We start from the raw sequence: 20,403 nt of genomic DNA on the forward strand, positions 1-20,403 counted from the left end.
GCTTAAAAAATTAAAATTTGTATTCAATCCCCGTGCCTACTACAGGTTGTTTGGTTTCAAATGATGCTTGTTCAAGCGTCAAAATCCCTGCGTAACCATAAGCTTTAACTTGCTTGGTAAAGGCATAATCAGCACCTGCAATAAACTGCTGTGCATCAAAGTCATCTTTAGATGTTTTAAAGCTGGTTGAGTTTTGACTGTATTGCGCTTTCACTGTCCAAGCTTTGGCAGTCGGTAAGATATATTCTGCCCCAACCAACCAGCCTTGTGCGTCGTCTATGGCAGCCGCGGCAGCATCATTGCCTTGTACATCTGCCACTTCAGAAGTTTGATATAAGGCTTTCAACGCTAAACCATTATTGAGATTTACTCGACCAATGGCACGTAAGCTATCTGCTGCTGCAAAGGCACTACCTGCCACCCCACCAGTCACTTCAGGCGCTGAAGCATTCAAAGTGCCACGTCCTGCAAAGGTTGACGGAATGGCCTTATCATAACCAATCCCTGCAACAAACTTTTTACTGTCATAGACCACTGACGCTGACCAAGCATCGCCCAGACCACGCCCTGCAACTTTTGCACCGCCTTTAGATTTTTCAATACCACCAGCTTCACCTGTTGCTAACAGTGCCGCAGCTTTCAGTTTACCTGTGCCCACTCCCCAAGCAGGTGTTTCATAGACCAGCACGTTATCGACTCGGTTTTCACCCGTGAAAATCCCCGCCACATCGGCTTTGTTGGCCACATAGTTATTAAAGGTATCTACCACTGAAGACAGTTGTTTAACAGGGGTATCAATTTTACCGACTTTCAATGTGCCCAATTTCTGGTCTTGTAAGCCAACGAGTAAATTACGCGGAACGAAAGTATCCGTGCTACCACCATTGTCCACATAGAAGGTAAATTCAGCTTGGTATAGTGCATTTAAGCGATCTGTCAGCTTCTCTTCGCCCTTTAATCCCAAAAAGGAATTGTTAGAATTCAGCTCGACCACATCGCGATCTTTATTTGGCGAAGCATTGTCTTCAGGTAAATAATCAGCCGTGACATCAATTTCACCATAAAAAGTAGGTGCTGCGAATGTTACCCCTGCCACTAAACTTAAAGCGATTGCGGCTGCAATTTGTGTTTTCATTATCAAAATATCCTACGGTAAATTTGTTACAAATATTACCGTTCAGACATATATGACAGAACAATTAAAAAATTATTTAGTTATATTTTTTAATTGTTTACATTACTATTTAGCACTTTTTGTGATTTATTTATGAATGAATTATGAAAGGTCAGAATGCATCGCAATGCCACGCCATTTGAAGATAAACCACAGGCTCAACATCGCAATGACCACAATCATACACAGATAATTAAAATAGCCGAGCCAATCTCCCAATAGACCGCTCACACTATACAAACCGCCACTGACAGTAGCCATCAGCGCCACTTGAAAAGTAAAGTCCGTGCCTGCTAGATGTTTACGACTGTACTGCATCACTAAGGTGAGCATGACCACCAACAGCATCGATGAAGTCATATCTTCAAAGGCATTGATCAGATAAATCAGCCACGGCTGAATACTGTGCTGGTTTTCATATTGAAAGGCTAACCATGTATAAGCCGCCAGACTGAATATTTTAAGCACCGAGTACAGTACTAAAGCCGTGGCACGGCGAATCAACTTCAAACTATAGCCCGCAAGTCCTGCACCTATTAAGGCGGCACATGCACCCAACATGGTGACATAAAGCCCTATCTGAGAAAAACTCAGACCCAAATCGACCATCAAAGGCTTCAAAAGTGGTCCTGCTAAACCATCAGCAATTTTAAAGCTCAATAGCACTGCTAACCATGCTGCAAGCAAAGGACTCTGGACAAAATAAGCCAAATAGTTTTTGATCTGTTGGAGGTTGAAAGGTGTAGGCTGAGCTTCTGAAACAGCTCGATGCTTTGGCTCTGGATAAATTAAAATCGGCAGCGTGTTTATAAAGACCATTGCCGCCAGCATCAAAAAAGTGCTCTGCCAGCTCAGCCAATCTAGTGCCCACAAGATTGCCCCACCACCGACAATAAAACCCAGACGCGATCCAATCACCTGAAAGGTATTACCCCAGTGCTGTTGCTCCCCTTGTAAAATATTGACCGCCAATCCATCGGTTGCAATATCTTGCGTTGCCCCGAGCAAATTCATACTCAGGAGGCCCACAAAGAAAGCCCATAAATAAATAGGTTGATTTAATCCATCAATCGGGAGGAAAGACAGTCCGATCAGCACCAGCACCGTAAGAAACTGCAATGGAATAATCCAACTCCGATAGTGGCCGAAACGGGTGATCCCAAAACGATCTAACACTGGTGCCCAAAACACTTTGATCGACCATGGCAACATCAGCAGTCCAAAGCCCCCAATCTGTGCCAATGAAACACCCTGCACTCTTAAAATGACGGGCAAGGCATGGGTCATAAACCCGACGGGTAAGCCCTGCGCCCAATACAATGAAAACAGCAAAATATATACATTGCGAATCTGTAGCATGCTGTTCCTATATACATGGATTGGTCAAAATGTTCATCTGAGATCGGTATCCGTTCACTTTTTTTGCCAATGAATTCAAGCCAATCAGTGCTTATGATGAGATGATATACATCTTGGTCGATTGAGTATAATAACAATGAACCAATATTTTCCAGAGCTACCAGATCAAGTTCCAAGTCGTAACTCATCTGCATTCACTCGCGCTATTTTTAAGCAGCTCTTTTTAGCGCAAGGTTGGCGCTTTGTTGGCGAATTTCCCAACCTACCCAAAGCCGTAGCAATTATCTCGCCACATACCTCAAATATCGATGCATGGCATGGTTTTACGGCTCTATTGGGCTTAGGTCTGCAAATCACTATTTTTGGCAAAAACAGTTTATTTCATACTCCACTGAAACCTTTACTTGAGTGGATTGGCGTGATTCCTGTCAATCGTACCCATGCCCAAGGTTTAACCCATGACATTATCGATATTATTCACAGTAAAGAAAAAATTTGGGTCGGGATGGCGCCTGAAGGCACACGTAAGCAAGCCGAATCTATCCGTAGTGGCTTTTATCGCATTGCGTATGGTGCACAGATTCCAATTGTGATGTTTTCCTTTGACTATGCGCAAAAAACCATCCACTGCTTGGGTGTGTTTCATCCTACTGGGGATTTTGAGCAAGACCTAGAGCATATTTTAGATCTGTATATCGGCAAATTTTCAGCGAAAAACCCAAAATGGTTGGCCAAGCCTTTACAAAAACGCTTAAAAAATAGCTAGCAAATCAAGGTCGAATCTGCTGAGATGTGCACCATTATTTGTTTTACGTTTTAGTACTTTTGACCATGAATTTTGCTCGTTTATCTCTGATTGGTGCACTCACACTGACTATGGCAGGATGTGATCTTGCATCAAAGAAAACACCAACCACAACTCCCATTCAAGCTCGTGAACCTGTAGTTGCGATTGCACTCGGCGGTGGCGGTGCCAAAGGTTTTGCACACATTGGGGTGCTTAAAGTTTTAGAGTCGCATGGTATTAAACCTAAAATTGTCACGGGAACCAGTGCGGGAAGTTTTGTGGGCAGTATCTATGCCAGTGGTAAAACGCCTTTCCAGCTTCAGCAAATTGCCTTGACCTTAAAAGAATCGGACATTCGAGACTTAACCCTCAACTCCCAAGGGTTTGTTCAAGGTCAAAAGCTGCAAGACTATGTCAACAAACACGTCGGCAACAAACCGATTCAACAGTTCCCTATCCGCTTTGCTGCGGTGGCGACCCGTCTTGACACTGGACGTAAAGCCGACTTTATCAAAGGCAATGCGGGCCAAGCAGTACGTGCTTCATGCAGTATTCCGAACGTTTTTGTCCCTGCAGTGATTGGTGGAACCAAGTATGTCGATGGCGGTCTGGTCAGCCCAATTCCAGTCAAAACAGCTAAAGACATGGGCGCGGATATTGTGATCGCGATTGATATTTCAGCTCGTCCTGTCGGCAACAAACCCCTCAATATGTGGGGCTTACTCGACCAGACCATTAATATTATGGGGCAGCAAAGCATCAATGAAGAATTGAGCCAAGCGACTGTGGTGATTCAACCCAAAGTCGGACACTTGGGTACTTTGGACTTAAAAGCCAGCAATCAATCTATTTTAGAAGGTGAAAAAGCCGCACAGCTCAAAATTAAATCGATTGAAAAAGCCATTGTCGATTTTAAAAAGACCCCAGCTGCTTTTAAACCAGCCCCTAAAGCCAAATTCTAAAAAATTTGATTTTTAATATTCAAAGACTTATTCATCTGCTAAATTGATATAGATGCTTCTGCATCTATATCCCTATAACGAATATATGAGTAGATGTATGGAATTTGCTTTTGAGCCTTGGCACTGGTTTGTATTGGGCGTTCTGTTAATGTTATCAGAGCTAATTCTGCCTGCTTTTGCCGCATTGTGGTTCGGTATTGCGGCCATTATGGTCGGTATTCTGTACTGGATGTTCCCAATGATGGGTGTTACCACGCAGTTTGTGACGTGGATTATTTTGTCAATTTTATGCACTTTACTTTGGTTTAAGTTTATTAAACCGCTTTCGACTGACAAAACCAAAGCAGGACTGTCTCGCGAAGCAACCATCGGTCAAATTGGCATGGTGATTCAAGCGAGTCCTGAAAATGAACACATTCGCGTTCGCTTTCCCATTCCAGTACTCGGTTCAGATGAATGGAACTGTCGTACTTTAGATAAAGTCCAAGTCGGCGACCGAGTGCGTGTCGTTGAAATACTGGGCAATGATTTAATGGTCAAAGCACACCTCTCAACCAACGAAAATAGATAAAAGTGAGTTAAGCATATGTCTGGTGGATTTATTGTCGTTTTAGCAATTTTGGCTTTTGCCGCTGTCACCATTTTTAAAGGTGTCCGTATTGTTCCACAAGGTTATAAATGGATCGTGCAACGTCTGGGTAAATACCATACCACGTTGAATCCAGGTCTCAACTTTGTGATTCCTTATGTCGATGAAGTGGCTTATAAAGTGACGACCAAAGACATTGTATTAGACATTCCCTCTCAAGAAGTGATTACCCGCGATAATGCCGTTTTGCTCATGAATGCAGTGGCCTATATCAACATCACTACTCCTGTAAATGCAGTGTATGGGATTGAAAACTATACATGGGCCATTCAAAACTTAGTGCAAACGTCACTGCGTTCAATCGTTGGTGAAATGGATCTCGATGATGCGCTATCGTCTCGTGATCACATTAAAGCCAAACTTAAAGCAGCCATTTCGGATGATATTTCAGACTGGGGTATTACCCTAAAAACCGTTGAAATTCAAGACATTCAACCCTCTTCAACCATGCAAGCAGCAATGGAAGCTCAAGCGGCGGCTGAGCGTCAACGTCGTGCGACCGTGACCAAAGCAGATGGTGAAAAACAAGCAGCGATTTTAGAGGCAGACGGCCGTTTAGAAGCGTCTCGTCGTGATGCAGAAGCACAAGTGGTCTTAGCAGAGTCTTCTCAGCGTGCCATTGAAATGGTCACTTCGGCTGTGGGCGACAAGGAAATTCCTGTTGCTTACTTGTTGGGTGAACAATATGTCAAAGCGATGCAAGACATGTCTAAATCGAACAATGCTAAAACAGTGGTGTTGCCAGCCGATATTTTAAGTACCATTCGTGGTGTTATGGGACGTAAAGACATCTAACTGATGCTTGGTTTGATTGAATGAGGACAGCTTTCGAGCTGTCTTTTTTATTGGCGTTGTGAAAAAACTCAAGCCTCTAAGGAACAAGCATTAAAAAAGAGGACACGCTATGTCCTCTTTTTTTAATCTAAACACTGAAACTTAGCTTTGGCGAGCCAATAAAAACTGTGAAATCTGATTAAGTTCTGCTGCCGCATCAGTTGGGAAATAAGCCAAAGCAGCAAAGGCTTGATCATGCAAAGTCTTGGCATAGTCTTGTGCAGCCTCAAGTCCCATCAAGGCTGGATAAGTCGATTTTTCAACTTGCTCATCCTTCCCTGCGGTTTTACCCAGTACATCTGTATTTGAAATGATATCTAAAATATCGTCTTGCACCTGAAAAGCCAAACCAATTGCCTGCGCATATTCGCGTAACTTAGGAATCGCTTGGTCGCAACCGTCAAATACAGTCACCGCGGCCATCATCACCGCAGCAGAGATTAATGCACCCGTTTTATTCCGATGGATATTTTCAAGTGCAGTCTGATCGACCCGTTTACCTTCGGCTTGTAGGTCAAGGACTTGGCCACACACCATTTTAGAGCTCGCTGTCGCTAAAATTTGCATCTGCTTCAGTACAATACCCTGATCAACCACCGGGCCAGCATCAAACAGTCGGCTACCTAAAATTTCAAATGCCATGGACTGCAAGATATCACCCGCAAGCAAAGCTGTATCTTCACCATAAGCCACATGACAGGTCGGCTGACCACGGCGCAAAAGATCATTGTCCATACACGGCAAATCATCATGTGCCAAGGAGTAACAATGAATCAGTTCCACAGCCACAGCGGCACGGCGCACGGCAGCTGCATTATTATTTGGCTTTAAATGTGCCGTGGCATAGCACAGCGCAGGACGCACACGTTTGCCACCTAACATAACCGCATGATGCACAGCACTCTTTAACGGTTCCGGAATTGAAAAAGCATCAAGTGCCGTCAATAAATCATCGTGAATACGTTGTTGAGCCTGTTGGAGTGCATTTGCTGATACGTCGGTTAGTGCTGACACATTCGCCTCGAATAACAATAGGATAAATTAATCTGGTACTCAGTTTGCCTGAGCCGATCATTTGAAATGATCTGTTGGCATGATACTGCTTTCTGCCCGCTTTCTCTATGCCGAAAGCACAAACAAGGCACAGTATTCTATTAATTTTTGCAGACGAGGTGATAAGAATGACTTTTCTACTATTTCAAGCAGCCATTACACAAGCAATCAAGCTCTAAAATTCACTGCTCATGCTCTTGGTGATCTTTAGTCTTCTTATTACAAACCTAGAGTTGACATAAAAAAGCCTCTACAGAGAGAGGCTTTTACATAGCGTTAATCCAAACTTTCAGCGGGGATACGTACCCAACCTTCCATCAGCACACGTGCACTACGGCTCATGACAGCTTTTTTTACTACCCACTGACCCTTTTCTTGTATTGCTTGCGCTCCTACACGTAAGGTTCCTGAAGGATGACCAAAACGAACGGCTTCACGTGCTCCACCTCCCGCGGCCAAATTGACCAAGGTTCCTGGGATCGCTGCTGCAGTACCAATGGCAACAGCTGCTGTCCCCATCATCGCATGGTGTAATTTACCCATAGAAAGTGCACGAACCAATAAATCGGTGTCTTGCTCTGTAATGGTTTTACCACTCGACGAGACATATTGTTTTGGCTTAGAAACAAAAGCAATTTTAGGCGTGTGTTGACGACTGGCAGCTTCAGAAATGTCTTGAATCAGCCCCATCTGTTTTGCACCATAGGCACGAATGGTTTCAAAACGCGCTAAAGCTTTGGCATCACCATTAATTGCGTCTTGTAATTCACTCCCCGTGTAGCCAATGTCTTCTGCATTTAAGAAAATCGTCGGAATACCCGCATTGATAAACGTTGCTTGGAAGCGACCAATCTCCGGAACCTCTAAAGTGTCAACCAAATTCCCTGTTGGGAACATTGCACCACCATCTTCACCATCATCGGCCGGATCTAAAAATTCAATTTGCACTTCTGCAGCTGGGAATGTCACGCCATCAAGTTCAAAATCACCTGTTTCTTGAACTTGTCCCTGCGTAATAGGCACATGTGCAATAATGGTTTTTTGAATATTCACCTGCCAAATACGGACTGTGCAGATGCCATTTTCTGGAATACGTGCAGCATCGACCAAACCATTTGAAATCGCAAATGAACCGACAGCAGCCGTTAAGTTACCGCAGTTTCCACTCCAGTCGACAAAAGGCTGATCAATCGACACTTGCCCAAATAAATAGTCAACATCATGTTCAGGCTGTTGGCTCTTCGCTAAAATCACCGTTTTACTGGTACTTGATGTTGCACCACCCATGCCATCAATCTGCTTTGCATAAGGATCGGGGCTACCAATTACACGGAGCAATAACTGATCTCGAACGCGTCCAGCCTGTTGCGCAGCTTCTGGGAGGTCATCTAATTTAAAGAATACGCCCTTACTGGTCCCTCCACGCATATACGTTGCTGGAATTTTGATTTGCGGTGCAAAACTCATTTTTATTGAATCCTTCATATTTATCATTGTGTTAAGTCAAAAGATCTGATTTAACTTAGGCTCATCATACCTTTTTTCCCTATGCCTACGTAAAATACAGACTTAAGTCTAAAAAAACATCATTTGTGAACGTCCGGTTTCCAAATAAAATTCATGATTTGATAATTTAAATAAAATTAATATATTGATTCGTATGTTTTTTATTTACAATTAATTACACATTATTTTTCATATGAATAATAACTTTTTTTCATGAATTTTGAGCTACTATGCGATTTCTTCGCGATCTATTACAATCGGAAACACTTATCCATTGTCGGGCTGAAATAACTTGAATAAAGAGTCGTCTCAACTTCAGCGTGGCTTAAAGAACCGTCATATTCAATTGATTGCCATGGGCGGCGCAATTGGTACTGGCTTATTTTTAGGTTCCGCACATGTGATTGAATCTGCTGGCCCATCCATTATTTTGGGCTATGCAATTGGCGGTTTAATTGCATTTCTAATCATGCGTCAACTTGGGGAAATGATCGTTGAGGAACCTGTAGCAGGTTCTTTTAGTCATTTTGCAAACAAATACTGGGGCAAATTTGCAGGCTTTTTGGCTGGCTGGAACTACTGGATTCTATATGTTCTAGTGGCCATGACCGAACTTACCGCGGTTGCGAAGTATATCAACTACTGGTGGCCCCACATTCCTGCGTGGGCATCTGTACTCACCTTCTTTGTTATCATTACCTTAGTCAATTTAGGTAATGTGAAATTTTACGGTGAATCAGAGTTCTGGCTAGCTATTATTAAAGTCACGGCCGTCGTCGCCATGATTGTATTTGGTCTTTATCTTTTGGCCACGGCAGGCGCAGATTCCACGGCTTCATTCAGCAACCTTTGGTCACATGGCGGCTTCTTCCCGCATGGCGTTGAAGGTCTATTCTATATGCTTGCCTTCCTCATGTTTGCTTTTGGCGGTATTGAATTGATTGGTATGGCTGCAGCAGAAGCTGATAACCCACAAAAATCAATTCCGAAAGCAATCAACCAAGTAGTATTCCGTATCCTCATTTTCTATGTGGGTTCATTAACCATTTTGTTATCGCTTGTACCTTGGAATGAATTACAACTTGGTGGCTTAGATAAGAGCCCATTTGTAATGATCTTCAGTCAATTAGGTATTGGTTGGGCCGCGCATTTACTGAATTTTATTATCTTGACTGCAGCACTTTCTGTATATAACAGCGGTATGTATGCTAACAGCCGCATGCTGTTTGGTTTAGCACAGCAAGGCAATGCACCTAAAATCTTCAGTAAAACCAATAAGCAAGGTGTGCCAATTCCAGCAGTCTTGTTCTCTGCTTTACTGATTTTCGGTTGTGTACTGTTGAACTATTTTGCGCCAGAAGATGCACTCAGCAACTTAATTTACATCGTTGTTGGCGCTTTGGTATTGAACTGGGCCATGATCAGCTTAACTCATCTTCAATTTATGAAGGCCATGAAAAGCGAAGCGAAAAAACCATTATTTCCTGCACTTTGGTCACCTTTCAGTAACTACCTTGTGCTTGGATTTATTGCTGTAGTGCTTTACATCATGTGGACACAAGGTTTAAGCGGCGCTGTGATTATGATCCCAGTCTGGATCGTATTAATGTTCGTTCTATACAAAATTCTGTTTAGAAAAGCATAAAATTTTCATTTTTAAATAGTTATTGTTTCGACAATAACTATTTTTTTTGAGTAAAATCCTCTACATTAACCGCACTTTTGCGCTCTTAGCTTAACTGGATAGAGCAGTTGCCTCCTAAGCGACCGACGTGGGTTCGAGTCCCGCAGAGCGCACCATTTTATAGTTTATTTTGGTCTCAAACATTCCAGATCAACATATAAAATTATTAAAATTCATTATATTAATAAAATAAAAATCCAAACCAGTCTATAAGATTCTAACTTTATACATATTTTTTTGCGGTAATTTTTACGGTAAGATACATTACCGCAAAAACTCTTACCGTAAAAATGCCGAAAATCGTTATACCTCTAACAGATACCAAAATTAAGACTATCAAAGCAGACTCTACAAAAGTTCAGAAGCTAGCCGACGGTTATGGTTTATTTTTAATTATGTCTAAGACTGGGGATAAAAGTTGGAGATTTGATTACTCACGACCTTATACTAAAAAGAGAAATTCCTTAAGCTTTGGTTCATACCCTACAGTCTCCTTAGCAGATGCAAGAATTAGACGTGAAGAAGCCCGTACCCTTCTCTCTCAAAATATCGACCCACATGTTGAAAAAGTTAGAATTGAGAATGAGATACTAAATACGAATAATAATACTTTCCAAAATATTGCAAATGAATGGATGGCAAAGCAAGACTTTGCTGAATCAACGATTAAAGGGCAACAACGCTTATTAGAAGTAATCAATCAGCATATTGGTAAAATCCCAATACATGAAATTAAGGCAATGGATGTTCTTAAAATTTGTCGAACTTATGAAAAAGAAGGCAAATTAGAAACAGCCAAAAAAGTCAAAGTTAAATGTAGTCAAGTTCTTCGTTATGCGGTTTCTATTGGGCTTTGTGAGCGTGATGTTACTCAAGATTTGAAGGGAGCGATCTCTCCTCCCAAGGTGACTCATATGGCAGCGTTGGTATCACCTAAAGAGTTCGCTATGCTTTTACGGGATATCGATCACTATGAAGGTTCTGTAATCACTCGTTACGCCTTGCGTATTGCTCCTCTAGTCTTCGTTCGCCCAGGAGAGCTCAGACATGCTCAGTGGAAAGATATTGATCTTGAACAAGGTTTATGGAGCTACACACCACCTAAGACAAAATCTAAAACAGGTGTACAACATATTGTTCCGTTATCTACTCAAGTGGTTCATTTACTTTCTGAACTAACTCAAATTACTCGACATAAAAGTGAATATGTATTCCCAGCAACGACGTCCAACTTAAAACCGATGTCAGAAAATACTATCAATCAAGCTTTGCGTCGCTTAGGCTATACCAGCGAGCAAGCATGTGGACATGGTTTCCGAGCTTCCGCACGAACAATCTTAGAAGAGGTTTTGGAATTTCCAATCGAACTGATTGAGCAACAACTTGCTCATCAAGTGAAAGACATGCATGGCCGTGCTTATAACAGAACCAAACATTTAGAGAAACGAAAAATAATGATGCAAAAATGGGCTGATTATTGTGAAAAAATAAAATAGAGTTTGCTGATATTAACCATGACAAAAAGTCATGTAAGATTGAAAATAAATCCTTTGAGCAAAATCCTGCACGTCTTTATTCTCTCGATCATACATGGACTTAAATGGAATCAGAATGAATAGCTGGAATTATTCAAATGCCAGAGCTCAATTATCTACACTAATGGATCAAGCAGCAGCTGGCTATCCTGTAGAAATCACTCGTAGAGGACGAGAGCCAGCAGTCATCATTAGTAAATCATCTTACGAAGCTTATAAAAAAGCTGAATTTGATACAGCTTATCTCAAAAAAATTGTCTCAAATGAAAAGATTTAATGAAGCTTAACTTTTCCACATATCAGATCGGTTCAGTATTTGCATTTCTTTCTGCTTTCTTATTTAGCACCAAAGCAATTTTTATTAAGCAAGCTTATGCTCTCTCCCCTACTTTAGATGCGACAACATTAATGGTGATAAGAATGGCAAGTGCCTTGCCATTCTTTCTAATACTATGTTGGTTTGGACGTCACAAGTATTACAGTGTTAAACTTAAAGATTGGTTGTTACTTATTCTTACAGGTTCATTAGGATACTACATCTCAAGTTGGCTTGATTTTTTTGGACTCATGTTCATTAGCGCATCCTTAGAACGAATTATTCTCTTTTTGTATCCCACATTAACAGTTATTGCCTCAAGTATCATTTTCAAGCAGAGACTGAACTTAAAAGTTATTTTTGCTTTAATTTTAAGCTATGGCGGAACAGTTTTAGTCATGCTACAAGAGCAAAAAAACTTAACTGACCAAAATAACTCCTGGTTAGGTTCTAGTTTAGTATTCGCTAGTGCTGTTGCATTTGCTTGTTATTTACTTCTAACCCCTCCACTCATTAAGAAATTTGGTTCATTAAATTTAACAGGATTATCTTTATCTATTGCCTGCTGTTGTATTTTTATACATTATTTTTTAGCAACACCTGAGCCTTTGACCTTGTTAACTGAACTTCCTAATCGTATTGTTTGGTATGGAATAGGGCTTGGGATATTTGCTACTGTTTTACCCACTATTTTACTTATACTTAGCATTGAACACTTGGGAGCGTCTCAATCTTCCATCATTTCTTCTGTTGGTCCTGTTTTAACAATTTTTTTAGCAATATTGTTTTTAGACGAACACCTAAATTTAATACAGTGGGTTGGATGTATACTCAACATAATAGGTGTAATGATCATCACTTTTTCCAAAAATAGACTCAAACTTTAATTAAAAAATATCCATAAGAAAAACTCATTAATCCATGACAAATCATCATGTGAATTTAGCTTCTCAACTACCAAGTAAAAAATTATTATTAGCTTTATTTAAATCAGTCAACTCCAATGAACCGCCAGATTGCAACCAGCATAGGTATTTTAGCGCTATTATTGTGGTCTACCTTAGTCGGTTTATTAAGACTCTCAACTGAAGTATTTGGCCCCATCTATACGGTCACTTACGTCTATACATTAAGCGCAGTAATTCTGTATTTTTCTTACGGACTACCTGATTTCAAAAAGGTTTCTAAACAATTTTTAATCGTATCCAGTCTGCTATTTGTTATTTTTGAATTGTGCTTTGCATTCTCAATTACGTTAGCAAAGTCATCTGAAAAATCGATTGAAATGAACATCATTTTTAGTTTATGGCCCACCTTAATCATTTTAATGCTTGCATTTTTAAAAGAAGAAAAAGTAAATTTTTTGACCATAACAGGAGTGCTTGTTAGCTTTTCAGGCATTGTGATGATTAACTATCACCCTGGAATTAATTTCATTGATAACTTTTATAAAAATCCCGTCAGTTATTTATTAATATTTTTAGCATCATTACTTTGGGCTGTGTATTGTATTTATACCAAAAAGCATAGTAATGGTACGAATGCTATATCGTTGTATTTTATACTAACTGCAGCCGCTTTGTGGATACTTACTTTTGCGACCCAAGGTATTCATTTACCGCATATCAGTGGCATAACTAGTTATATCTTCATCTTAATAAATGCTTTCTTTTTTGCAATGGGGTATTTAGCATGGAATGTCGGTATCATAAAAGGGAATATGCCAGTTTTAGTAATGCTTTCCTATTTTTCGCCAATGCTCTCATCAGCATTTTCAGTTTCAGTTTTAAATTCAAGTTTATCTACCAACTTTTGGTATGGTGCAACTATTGTAACTATAGGATCAATTATCTGTTGGCTTTCAATTCGTAAAAAACAAGCACCTCAAATAAAGCTAGCCACCTAATTTTGTGTAAAAAAGCCAAAGAACTCTTTGGCTTTTAAAATTACTAAACCTTCTCAATCAGTTTGGTAATTCCGTTCACTATCATATCAATAGCAATTGTTCCTATTAGTAAGGCTGCTAGCCTTCCTACAATATCAAAATATCGATCAATATATTTTGCATGACTAGACTTTAAGTGATCATGCGACAGTTTCATAACGATCAAAACACTACATGTTAAAAATAATGTGAAAGCAATAATAAGAGCAGCTTCGCCAATCGACATGCTCATCCCTGTGACTACTGCTGCACTGATTGTTCCCGGTCCAATCATAAAAGGCATCGCGACTGTCCCAGCAAGATGCTCAGGTGCACCGCGCATTTCTCCGATCGTTTCAGCCCCTTGAAAGACAAATCTATAGCCAATGACTAAAAAGATTAACCCTCCAAAAATTAAAAATGATTCGAACCGTACATTTAAATACTGACTAAAGATCGCTTCACCACCCCAAGCAAAAAGAAGAAAAACAACGTATGCAATTAAGCCACCTTGTATGAGTGCTCGATTAAATACCTTAGTTTCGGTATGTCTAATCAACCCAATCATGTAGATACTCATCAAGAATGGATTTAATAAAGAAAAGAATAAAATAAAGGTCGTTAAATATGGTGATGTCATTATTGGATATCCTGAAAACAAGTTCAGGAAGTTATTAACTTCCTGAAAAATTTGAAAAAGCATGTAGCTACTTAGGTCTGAAAAACAGTTGATGATTTTCTAAAAGCTATAAACCAACATGACATTCAAAAGCTTGTTCCACTTGCCATCATCACCAGCTGCCAATGACGCACCTGTTCCGCCTACAAATGGGTCGTTCTTACTCATTAAGTATTCGGTATATAACGTGACATTTTTATAATCTAATGCGACACCAACAATATTTCGCTGTGAGTCATCAAAACCTTGTTCTTTTTTATTGAACCCGCTGAACACCATATACGGGGTCACGTTGAGCGAATCTCGGACATTCTTAAAGACATAACTTGTGTCTACAGTGTAGAAATAACCTTTATTAGCAATATCGTACTCCCCATCGAAAGAACCAAAAGTTGAACTATGAGGACTCAATGCATCTTTATTACTAATTGATTGTTTACCGCCTGTAAGGACTACATTTAAATTTTTATAATTAACTCGGTTGAACAGTGCCCAAGAATTTCTTGTTCCATCGGTCGAAGCCTTTTCATTTTCAATTTCTGAATACCAGTAACTTCCACCTAAGGATACTTTTAGATCATCTGTCGTTAAAAACTTTAGTTCTTGATCTACACGAGCCATCCACATGTTTTTTTCATTTAAATCTGTTTTAAGTGGATCTGAAGATGACACCACATTGGCTGTATAGCGTGCAGCATCTTTACTTGTACCATGATAATTCCCGCCATCTGAAGCGAAATAAGCGAGATCGACTTTAGTGGCCGTAGGCATTTCGAAGTGATAGTTCACACCTAAATCTAATGCATCCTGAAGCCCCATGGTATTGTTTATACCAGCATAGAAGCTGCTATCCCAATAACGTCCTGGGCCAAATGGAATCGGTTGTAAACCTACAGTAATATTATCTGTTGGATTTAAGCGATAACCTAGATAACCTGAAACCAATGTTGAAAAATCACAAAAGGTATCGTACTGATAACACCGATATTCAGCTTGTCCAAACCAATCTGGGGACTCATAACCTAAGCGTAGAATTGCAGCATCAAATTTTATTTTTTGATCTGAGGCAGATTCACCATAATGTTTATCTTGATAGTTGGCACGGACTGCTCCTGAGACCGTCAATGCACCCGCCTTACTTTGTGGATCACCAAAAGTTACACCAGCAAAAGTAGGCATTACCATCCCACAACTCACCAAGCCGAATCCAATTTTTAAAAATGTCTTTTTCATTTACATGTCCTTGTTTAAATGAAGATTTTTAGAAAGCTCTTCCTGCTTTCTAATTTTTTAGGCCACACCTCTCCCTTCAGGTGAAATTCCCAAATTTGATGTTTTTAATTTGATTGTTATAGGCCTGTTTTAGGCCTATAACATAAAAAGATTACATAACAGCGAGGGGGTATTATTTAACGGAAGCCATTACTCCAGTAATTATGCTAAGCCGTGTAACTCTTTCCAATTTCCTGGGTGTACCACATAACCAAATAATGCATGCCCACCATAAATAAGTTCTGTTCCTTCAGGTATCCATAACATTTGCCCAGGCTTTACTTCATATTTTTGACCGTTGGCTGTTAATTCAAAACACCCTTCAATTACAAAAATCACTTCGTCATAAAGCAATTTCCAAGTGACTTCTGCCCCTTCCCAACGTGCAAATCCGATCCCCATATTCGGAGAAACATCTGCTCCGACTGCTCTTGCAACATAAGCTGTCCCATCTGGAGTTTCGCCACGTAAATTAAAATCGAGTTTGGCGCTATCAACTAACTTCACTTCTTTCATATCTTTATCCTGATTACAATTCACTACGACTGCGCCACTTTTCAAATGCAATACGCGTTTTGACACCAATTCCTAAAAATGGTTCTGGTGGATTTAAACTTGGCATACCTGTCACATATTGGATATCTTTTAATGCTGTGGAATCTGTACCCACGACCAAATCTGCAAGTAAAGTTCCTGAAATAGTTCCCCATGCAGCACCGACCCCATTGTCACAAGCGCTGGCATAAACACCATCTTCTAATTGACCAAAGAAATTGGTGAAATTACGAGAAATGGCATAAACGCCACCCCAAGTATGGGTGAATGGAACATCTGCTAACTCTGGATAGCGCGCTAAATATGCCTTACGATGATCTTCTTGAATCCAACGACGGGTTTCGTCACTCACATTTGCACCATACTTTGGTACATGTTTATAGGTATTCCGAATCAAAATACGACGATCAGCAGTCATACGTAAGGTAGTACCTGCATGATCAGCAGGAGTAAGTCCCCAATCCAATTGGCCGTGATAACGCTTCATTTCCTCATCAGTTAAAGGACGAGTCCAACTTGCAAACGTCATAACAGGTAACAAACGATTCTTTAAGTAGCCGAATTCTTTTGTAAAAATGCTGGTAGCCAATAGCACTTTAGGGGTGGTTATTGAACCATGATCCCCTTGGAGTACCCATTGACCACTCTCCTTGTCCAAACTACGAACTGGAGACTGCTCTAATAATTCAACATTTTCAGGTAGATGCTCACCCATACCTCGAACCAAAGCTGCTGGCTGCATTAAATAAGAACCAGGAGTAAAAATCGCTCGGCTGTAATAATCTGTTCCTAAAACCTTTTTCAGCTCTTCTTTTTCCACCCAGCGAAACGGCTCGCCGAGATCTTTCATCAAGTGTTCAAAGTGATTAAGATGTGTTTCACCTCGTTCACCGATAGCGCCCTGATATTTACCTGCAGCAGACCATTGGCATTCAATATTGTGTTTTTCCACCAAACCTTGTAATTGAGAAATTGCTGCTCGGTTCAAACTTAATAACTTTTGCTTATGAGCTGGATCTGGATGCCCTAATGCAAATTTATGAGGTAGATCAATCACAAAACCAGAGTTACGACCAGATGCACCTTCTGCAACACGTTGTGCATCAATTAAGATAATACGCGCATTTGGTTTTAACTCCGCAAGACGACGTGCCGCCGCTAAGCCAGCAAAACCTGCACCAATAATTGCATAATCGGCTTTTTGTGTACCAACTAACTTTTTAGCTGGTGTTGCAGACGGTAAAGCGGCATACCATCCACAAGTATTATCATCATTCGGTAAAGCAATCATCTTGTTCTTCCTTAAACTGTTGATGGTTGATGCGAGTTAATTTTTGCAAGCCATTGACTACGAGTTTGTTGCAACTGACGTCCTAATAAGGCAAAGCCAGTTAACTTACCTGTGGCATCATAAAAACCTGCACTCCATTCACCATCATGCTGTTCAACATGCCATTTTCCCTCACCCATTGCAGGTAGTAGCGAAAGCGGTAAAATTGGTGTCTTTACAATTACAGGACTTTCTTGTAATTGAGTCTTTTGAGCTCTACCTAATAGGTTATCCGTCAAAGCTGGAAGTGCTTGATTAATCGGACTTATGTAAGGCATCCATTGACCTTCCACCTCTACACAGTCACCTAAGGCAAAAATAGATGTATCACTGGTACGGTGATCTAGACTTGTACATATTCCACGAGACGTATTTAAGCCTGCTGCTTGTGCTAATGTGATATTTGGACGTAAACCCACTGCACTTAGAATTAAGTCCGTCTCCAATAACTGCCCATCTTGTAACTGAACTTGATAACTATCATTTACCTTCTGAATTGACTGAATACTATTCTGTAATCGCCATTCAACCCCAATTTGACTAAGGGCATGTTGTAATGCATAGCCTAACTCTTCGGGAATTAGACGCCCCATCGCTGATTGACCCAACCCGACCACAGTCACTTTAAGACCATGCGCAGCGAGGTCATTGGCAAATTCACAGCCGATTAATCCATCACCTAAAATAGTAACGTGTTGTTTAGCTGCTAACTTCTCGCGGAAAAGACGGTAATCGGCTAAATCATTTACGCTATAGACATCAGAGGTATCCCCCTGAATTGGAATAGTTATTGGACTTGCACCAGTCGCTAAAACTAAACGTCCATATGGATATTCGCCAATAGAGGTATGAATCTTTTTATTCACACGATCAATCTGCTTAACATGTGTATGAGCATAAACACGCACATTTAAACGTTGTTCCCAACTTAAAGCTGTCTCTCGTACCAAACTTTCCCCATCCTTACCTAATGCCAAAGCATTCGACAAAGAAGGTTTGCTATAAATTGCACCATCATCTGCTGTAAATAGGGTAATAGACACTTCTTTTGATTGGTTGCGTAATGCTGTAGCCAATTGATACCCAGCATGACCACTTCCAATAATCACGATTGGTTCAATCACATTCAGACTAGCAATTGCAGTTTCTTCAAGAACATCATCTGTGATATCAAGCATTTCAAAGTCAGCTTTTCCAACCTGACATTCAGGACACATCCAATCTTCAGGAATGTCTTCCCATTTGGTACCCGGAGCAATTCCGTCGTCAGGCCAGCCTTTCGCTTCATCGTAAATCCAGCCACAGACAATACATAACCACTTTCTCATCGTGTCTACTTCCCTTTTCTACTATTTACACGTTATGTTGCAAACGAATTCCAATATTGCGTGTTTGAACATAACTGAAGATGGCTTCCTGCCCTTTTTCACGACCAAACCCAGATAATCCGACACCACCAAATGGGGTTTCGATACCACCTGCAAACCATTCATTGATAAAGACTTGCCCAGCAACTAAGCGATTCGCTACTCGCAACGTTTGATTCAGATTTTCCCCAAAGACACCCGCGACCAAACCAAAGTCTGTACCATTCGCAATAGCAACAGCTTCATCTTCAGTCTCAAATGGCATAATCACCATTACAGGACCAAAAACTTCTTGTTGTGCAATCGACATCTCTGGAGTGGCTTCAATTATTGTCGGTAAAACAAAATAGCCTGATAAATCTGGTGCGTACCCACCAGTAAGAATGTTGGCACCTTCTTCACGTGCTTTTTCAATCATCGCTAAGATTTGTTGTTGCTGTTCATGTGATACAACTGGAGTAAGTTCAGCATTGTTTTCCCCCCCTCCCACAGTCAGACTCTCAGCCAAGGCCATTACTGCAGTTTTTACTTCTTCAAAACGACTACGGTGCACAAGTAAACGTGACATTGCTGAACATACTTGACCCGAGTTATAGAAAATCCCAACTTTTACGCTACGCAATAATTGATCAAGATCAACATCAGCAAAGGCAATTGCTGCTGATTTTCCACCCAATTCCATCACTGATGGTGTCGCACGCTCAGCTGCATCTCTTAAAATACGCTGACCCGTTGGCACAGAACCCGTAAATACAATTTGATTGGTGTATTGGTGTTTCACCAAATGGCTACCAACTTCTGACCCTTTTCCACAGAGCAAATTGATTGCACCATGCGGAAGGCCTGCTTTTTCAAGGGCTTTAAATAATAAAATCATGCCTAGTGGGGATATTTCAGGCGACTTCACGACAACTGCATTACCAGCAGCTAAAGCTGGTGCTAAAGAGCGTGCACAAATTGAAACTGGAAAATTCCATGGCACAATTTGAACTGAAACTCCCATTGGAATATAAGATGTAAAATCAATATAATCCTTGCCTAACGGCACTGAGATTCCTTCAATTTTATCGGCCATTCCCGCGTAGTACTCAAAATAACGAGCCGCTTCATCAAATTCTTCTCGGGCAGTTTCCAAGTTTTTGCCGTTTTCTCGACAAAGGATTAATGCCCCCTCAGCAGCTATTTCACGTATCGCATCTGCCGCTTTTAATAGCCATGCTGTACGTTTTGCTGGACGAACATCAGTTAATGCCCCACTGCTTGCACATTGATGTGCGGCTGCCATAGCAGCATCAGCATCACCAATGCTCGCTTGAGCCACCGTAGCAAATACTTGTGCTGTTGCCGGATTGATAACTTCCAACTGGCGAGAAGAATCTCGCCATTGACCATCAACATAATTGAGATAATGTTGCAT

Annotated in this window: 19 protein-coding genes, 1 tRNA gene and 1 pseudogene; 10 read left to right on the forward strand and 11 right to left on the reverse strand. The window is 40.7% G+C overall.

The window, feature by feature from the left end; all coding sequences use genetic code 11:
• Positions 1-10: 10 nt before the first annotated feature.
• Together RR876_RS02755 and RR876_RS02760 are read right to left on the reverse strand one after the other, a co-directional pair.
• Positions 11-1,135 carry a porin gene (locus tag RR876_RS02755; protein WP_332477615.1) on the reverse strand — a complete coding sequence of 375 codons (1,125 nt, stop codon included), beginning with the start codon at positions 1,133-1,135 and terminating at the stop codon, positions 11-13.
• Positions 1,136-1,276: 141 nt separating this feature from the next.
• Positions 1,277-2,533, reverse strand: coding sequence for an MFS transporter (locus tag RR876_RS02760; RefSeq protein WP_332477614.1), 1,257 nt, complete (start codon positions 2,531-2,533; stop codon positions 1,277-1,279).
• Between the two features lie 136 nt (positions 2,534-2,669).
• Here RR876_RS02760 and RR876_RS02765 point away from each other — a divergent pair, with 136 nt between their 5' ends.
• From RR876_RS02765 to RR876_RS02780, 4 genes are all read left to right on the forward strand, one after another.
• A complete protein-coding gene (locus RR876_RS02765) occupies positions 2,670-3,299 on the forward strand; it encodes a 1-acyl-sn-glycerol-3-phosphate acyltransferase (RefSeq protein WP_332477613.1) in 630 nt (209 codons plus the stop codon).
• A 65-nt stretch (positions 3,300-3,364) separates the two neighbouring features.
• On the forward strand, positions 3,365-4,282 hold the full coding sequence (locus tag RR876_RS02770) for a patatin-like phospholipase family protein (RefSeq protein WP_332477612.1): 918 nt from the start codon (positions 3,365-3,367) through the stop codon (positions 4,280-4,282).
• 97 nt (positions 4,283-4,379) lie between these two features.
• A complete protein-coding gene (locus tag RR876_RS02775; RefSeq protein WP_078388363.1) occupies positions 4,380-4,853 on the forward strand; it encodes an NfeD family protein in 474 nt (157 codons plus the stop codon).
• A 15-nt stretch (positions 4,854-4,868) separates the two neighbouring features.
• Complete coding sequence (locus RR876_RS02780; protein WP_004981272.1) at positions 4,869-5,726, forward strand: SPFH domain-containing protein; 858 nt, start codon at positions 4,869-4,871, stop codon at positions 5,724-5,726.
• A gap of 141 nt (positions 5,727-5,867) precedes the next feature.
• Here RR876_RS02780 and RR876_RS02785 read toward each other — a convergent pair whose 3' ends face one another.
• Both RR876_RS02785 and prpF read right to left on the reverse strand, forming a co-directional pair.
• Complete coding sequence (locus RR876_RS02785) at positions 5,868-6,779, reverse strand: farnesyl diphosphate synthase (RefSeq protein ID WP_332477611.1); 912 nt, start codon at positions 6,777-6,779, stop codon at positions 5,868-5,870.
• Between the two features lie 315 nt (positions 6,780-7,094).
• A complete protein-coding gene (gene prpF, locus RR876_RS02790) occupies positions 7,095-8,285 on the reverse strand; it encodes a 2-methylaconitate cis-trans isomerase PrpF (protein WP_125280356.1) in 1,191 nt (396 codons plus the stop codon).
• A 331-nt stretch (positions 8,286-8,616) separates the two neighbouring features.
• Here prpF and RR876_RS02795 point away from each other — a divergent pair, with 331 nt between their 5' ends.
• From RR876_RS02795 to yddG, 6 genes are all read left to right on the forward strand, one after another.
• A complete protein-coding gene (locus RR876_RS02795; RefSeq protein WP_004981282.1) occupies positions 8,617-9,969 on the forward strand; it encodes an amino acid permease in 1,353 nt (450 codons plus the stop codon).
• Between the two features lie 79 nt (positions 9,970-10,048).
• Positions 10,049-10,124, forward strand: a tRNA-Arg gene (locus RR876_RS02800).
• A 174-nt stretch (positions 10,125-10,298) separates the two neighbouring features.
• Positions 10,299-11,504, forward strand: a complete 1,206-nt coding sequence (locus tag RR876_RS02805; RefSeq protein WP_332477610.1) for an integrase arm-type DNA-binding domain-containing protein — start codon at positions 10,299-10,301, stop codon at positions 11,502-11,504.
• Between the two features lie 115 nt (positions 11,505-11,619).
• Positions 11,620-11,820 (forward strand): type II toxin-antitoxin system Phd/YefM family antitoxin, encoded by a 201-nt coding sequence (locus RR876_RS02810; protein ID WP_332477609.1) that lies wholly within the window; start codon positions 11,620-11,622, stop codon positions 11,818-11,820.
• Entirely contained in the window at positions 11,820-12,746 is a 927-nt protein-coding gene (locus tag RR876_RS02815) for a DMT family transporter (protein ID WP_332477608.1), read from the forward strand. Before RR876_RS02810 ends, RR876_RS02815 begins: the two co-directional genes overlap by 1 nt.
• Positions 12,747-12,862: 116 nt before the next feature.
• Positions 12,863-13,765 (forward strand): aromatic amino acid DMT transporter YddG, encoded by a 903-nt coding sequence (gene yddG, locus RR876_RS02820; protein ID WP_332477607.1) that lies wholly within the window; start codon positions 12,863-12,865, stop codon positions 13,763-13,765.
• A 43-nt stretch (positions 13,766-13,808) separates the two neighbouring features.
• Here yddG and RR876_RS02825 read toward each other — a convergent pair whose 3' ends face one another.
• From RR876_RS02825 to RR876_RS02855, 7 genes and pseudogenes are all read right to left on the reverse strand, one after another.
• A complete protein-coding gene (locus RR876_RS02825; RefSeq protein WP_332477606.1) occupies positions 13,809-14,423 on the reverse strand; it encodes a MarC family protein in 615 nt (204 codons plus the stop codon).
• A gap of 99 nt (positions 14,424-14,522) precedes the next feature.
• Complete coding sequence (locus RR876_RS02830) at positions 14,523-15,695, reverse strand: hypothetical protein (protein ID WP_332477605.1); 1,173 nt, start codon at positions 15,693-15,695, stop codon at positions 14,523-14,525.
• 201 nt (positions 15,696-15,896) lie between these two features.
• Positions 15,897-16,250, reverse strand: a complete 354-nt coding sequence (locus tag RR876_RS02835) for a cupin domain-containing protein (protein ID WP_104442337.1) — start codon at positions 16,248-16,250, stop codon at positions 15,897-15,899.
• A 13-nt stretch (positions 16,251-16,263) separates the two neighbouring features.
• Entirely contained in the window at positions 16,264-17,580 is a 1,317-nt protein-coding gene (locus tag RR876_RS02840) for an FAD-dependent oxidoreductase (protein ID WP_332477604.1), read from the reverse strand.
• 11 nt (positions 17,581-17,591) lie between these two features.
• A complete protein-coding gene (locus RR876_RS02845; RefSeq protein ID WP_332477655.1) occupies positions 17,592-18,797 on the reverse strand; it encodes an FAD-dependent oxidoreductase in 1,206 nt (401 codons plus the stop codon).
• A pseudogene (locus tag RR876_RS02850) lies at positions 18,786-18,947 on the reverse strand (rubredoxin); the annotation flags it as partial. The gene RR876_RS02845 and the pseudogene RR876_RS02850, both read right to left, overlap by 12 nt.
• Before the next feature lie 25 nt (positions 18,948-18,972).
• On the reverse strand, positions 18,973-20,403 hold the full coding sequence (locus RR876_RS02855; protein ID WP_332477603.1) for an aldehyde dehydrogenase family protein: 1,431 nt from the start codon (positions 20,401-20,403) through the stop codon (positions 18,973-18,975).

It is taken from the genome of Acinetobacter sp. (genome assembly GCF_036666595.1).
Lineage (GTDB): Bacteria > Pseudomonadota > Gammaproteobacteria > Pseudomonadales > Moraxellaceae > Acinetobacter.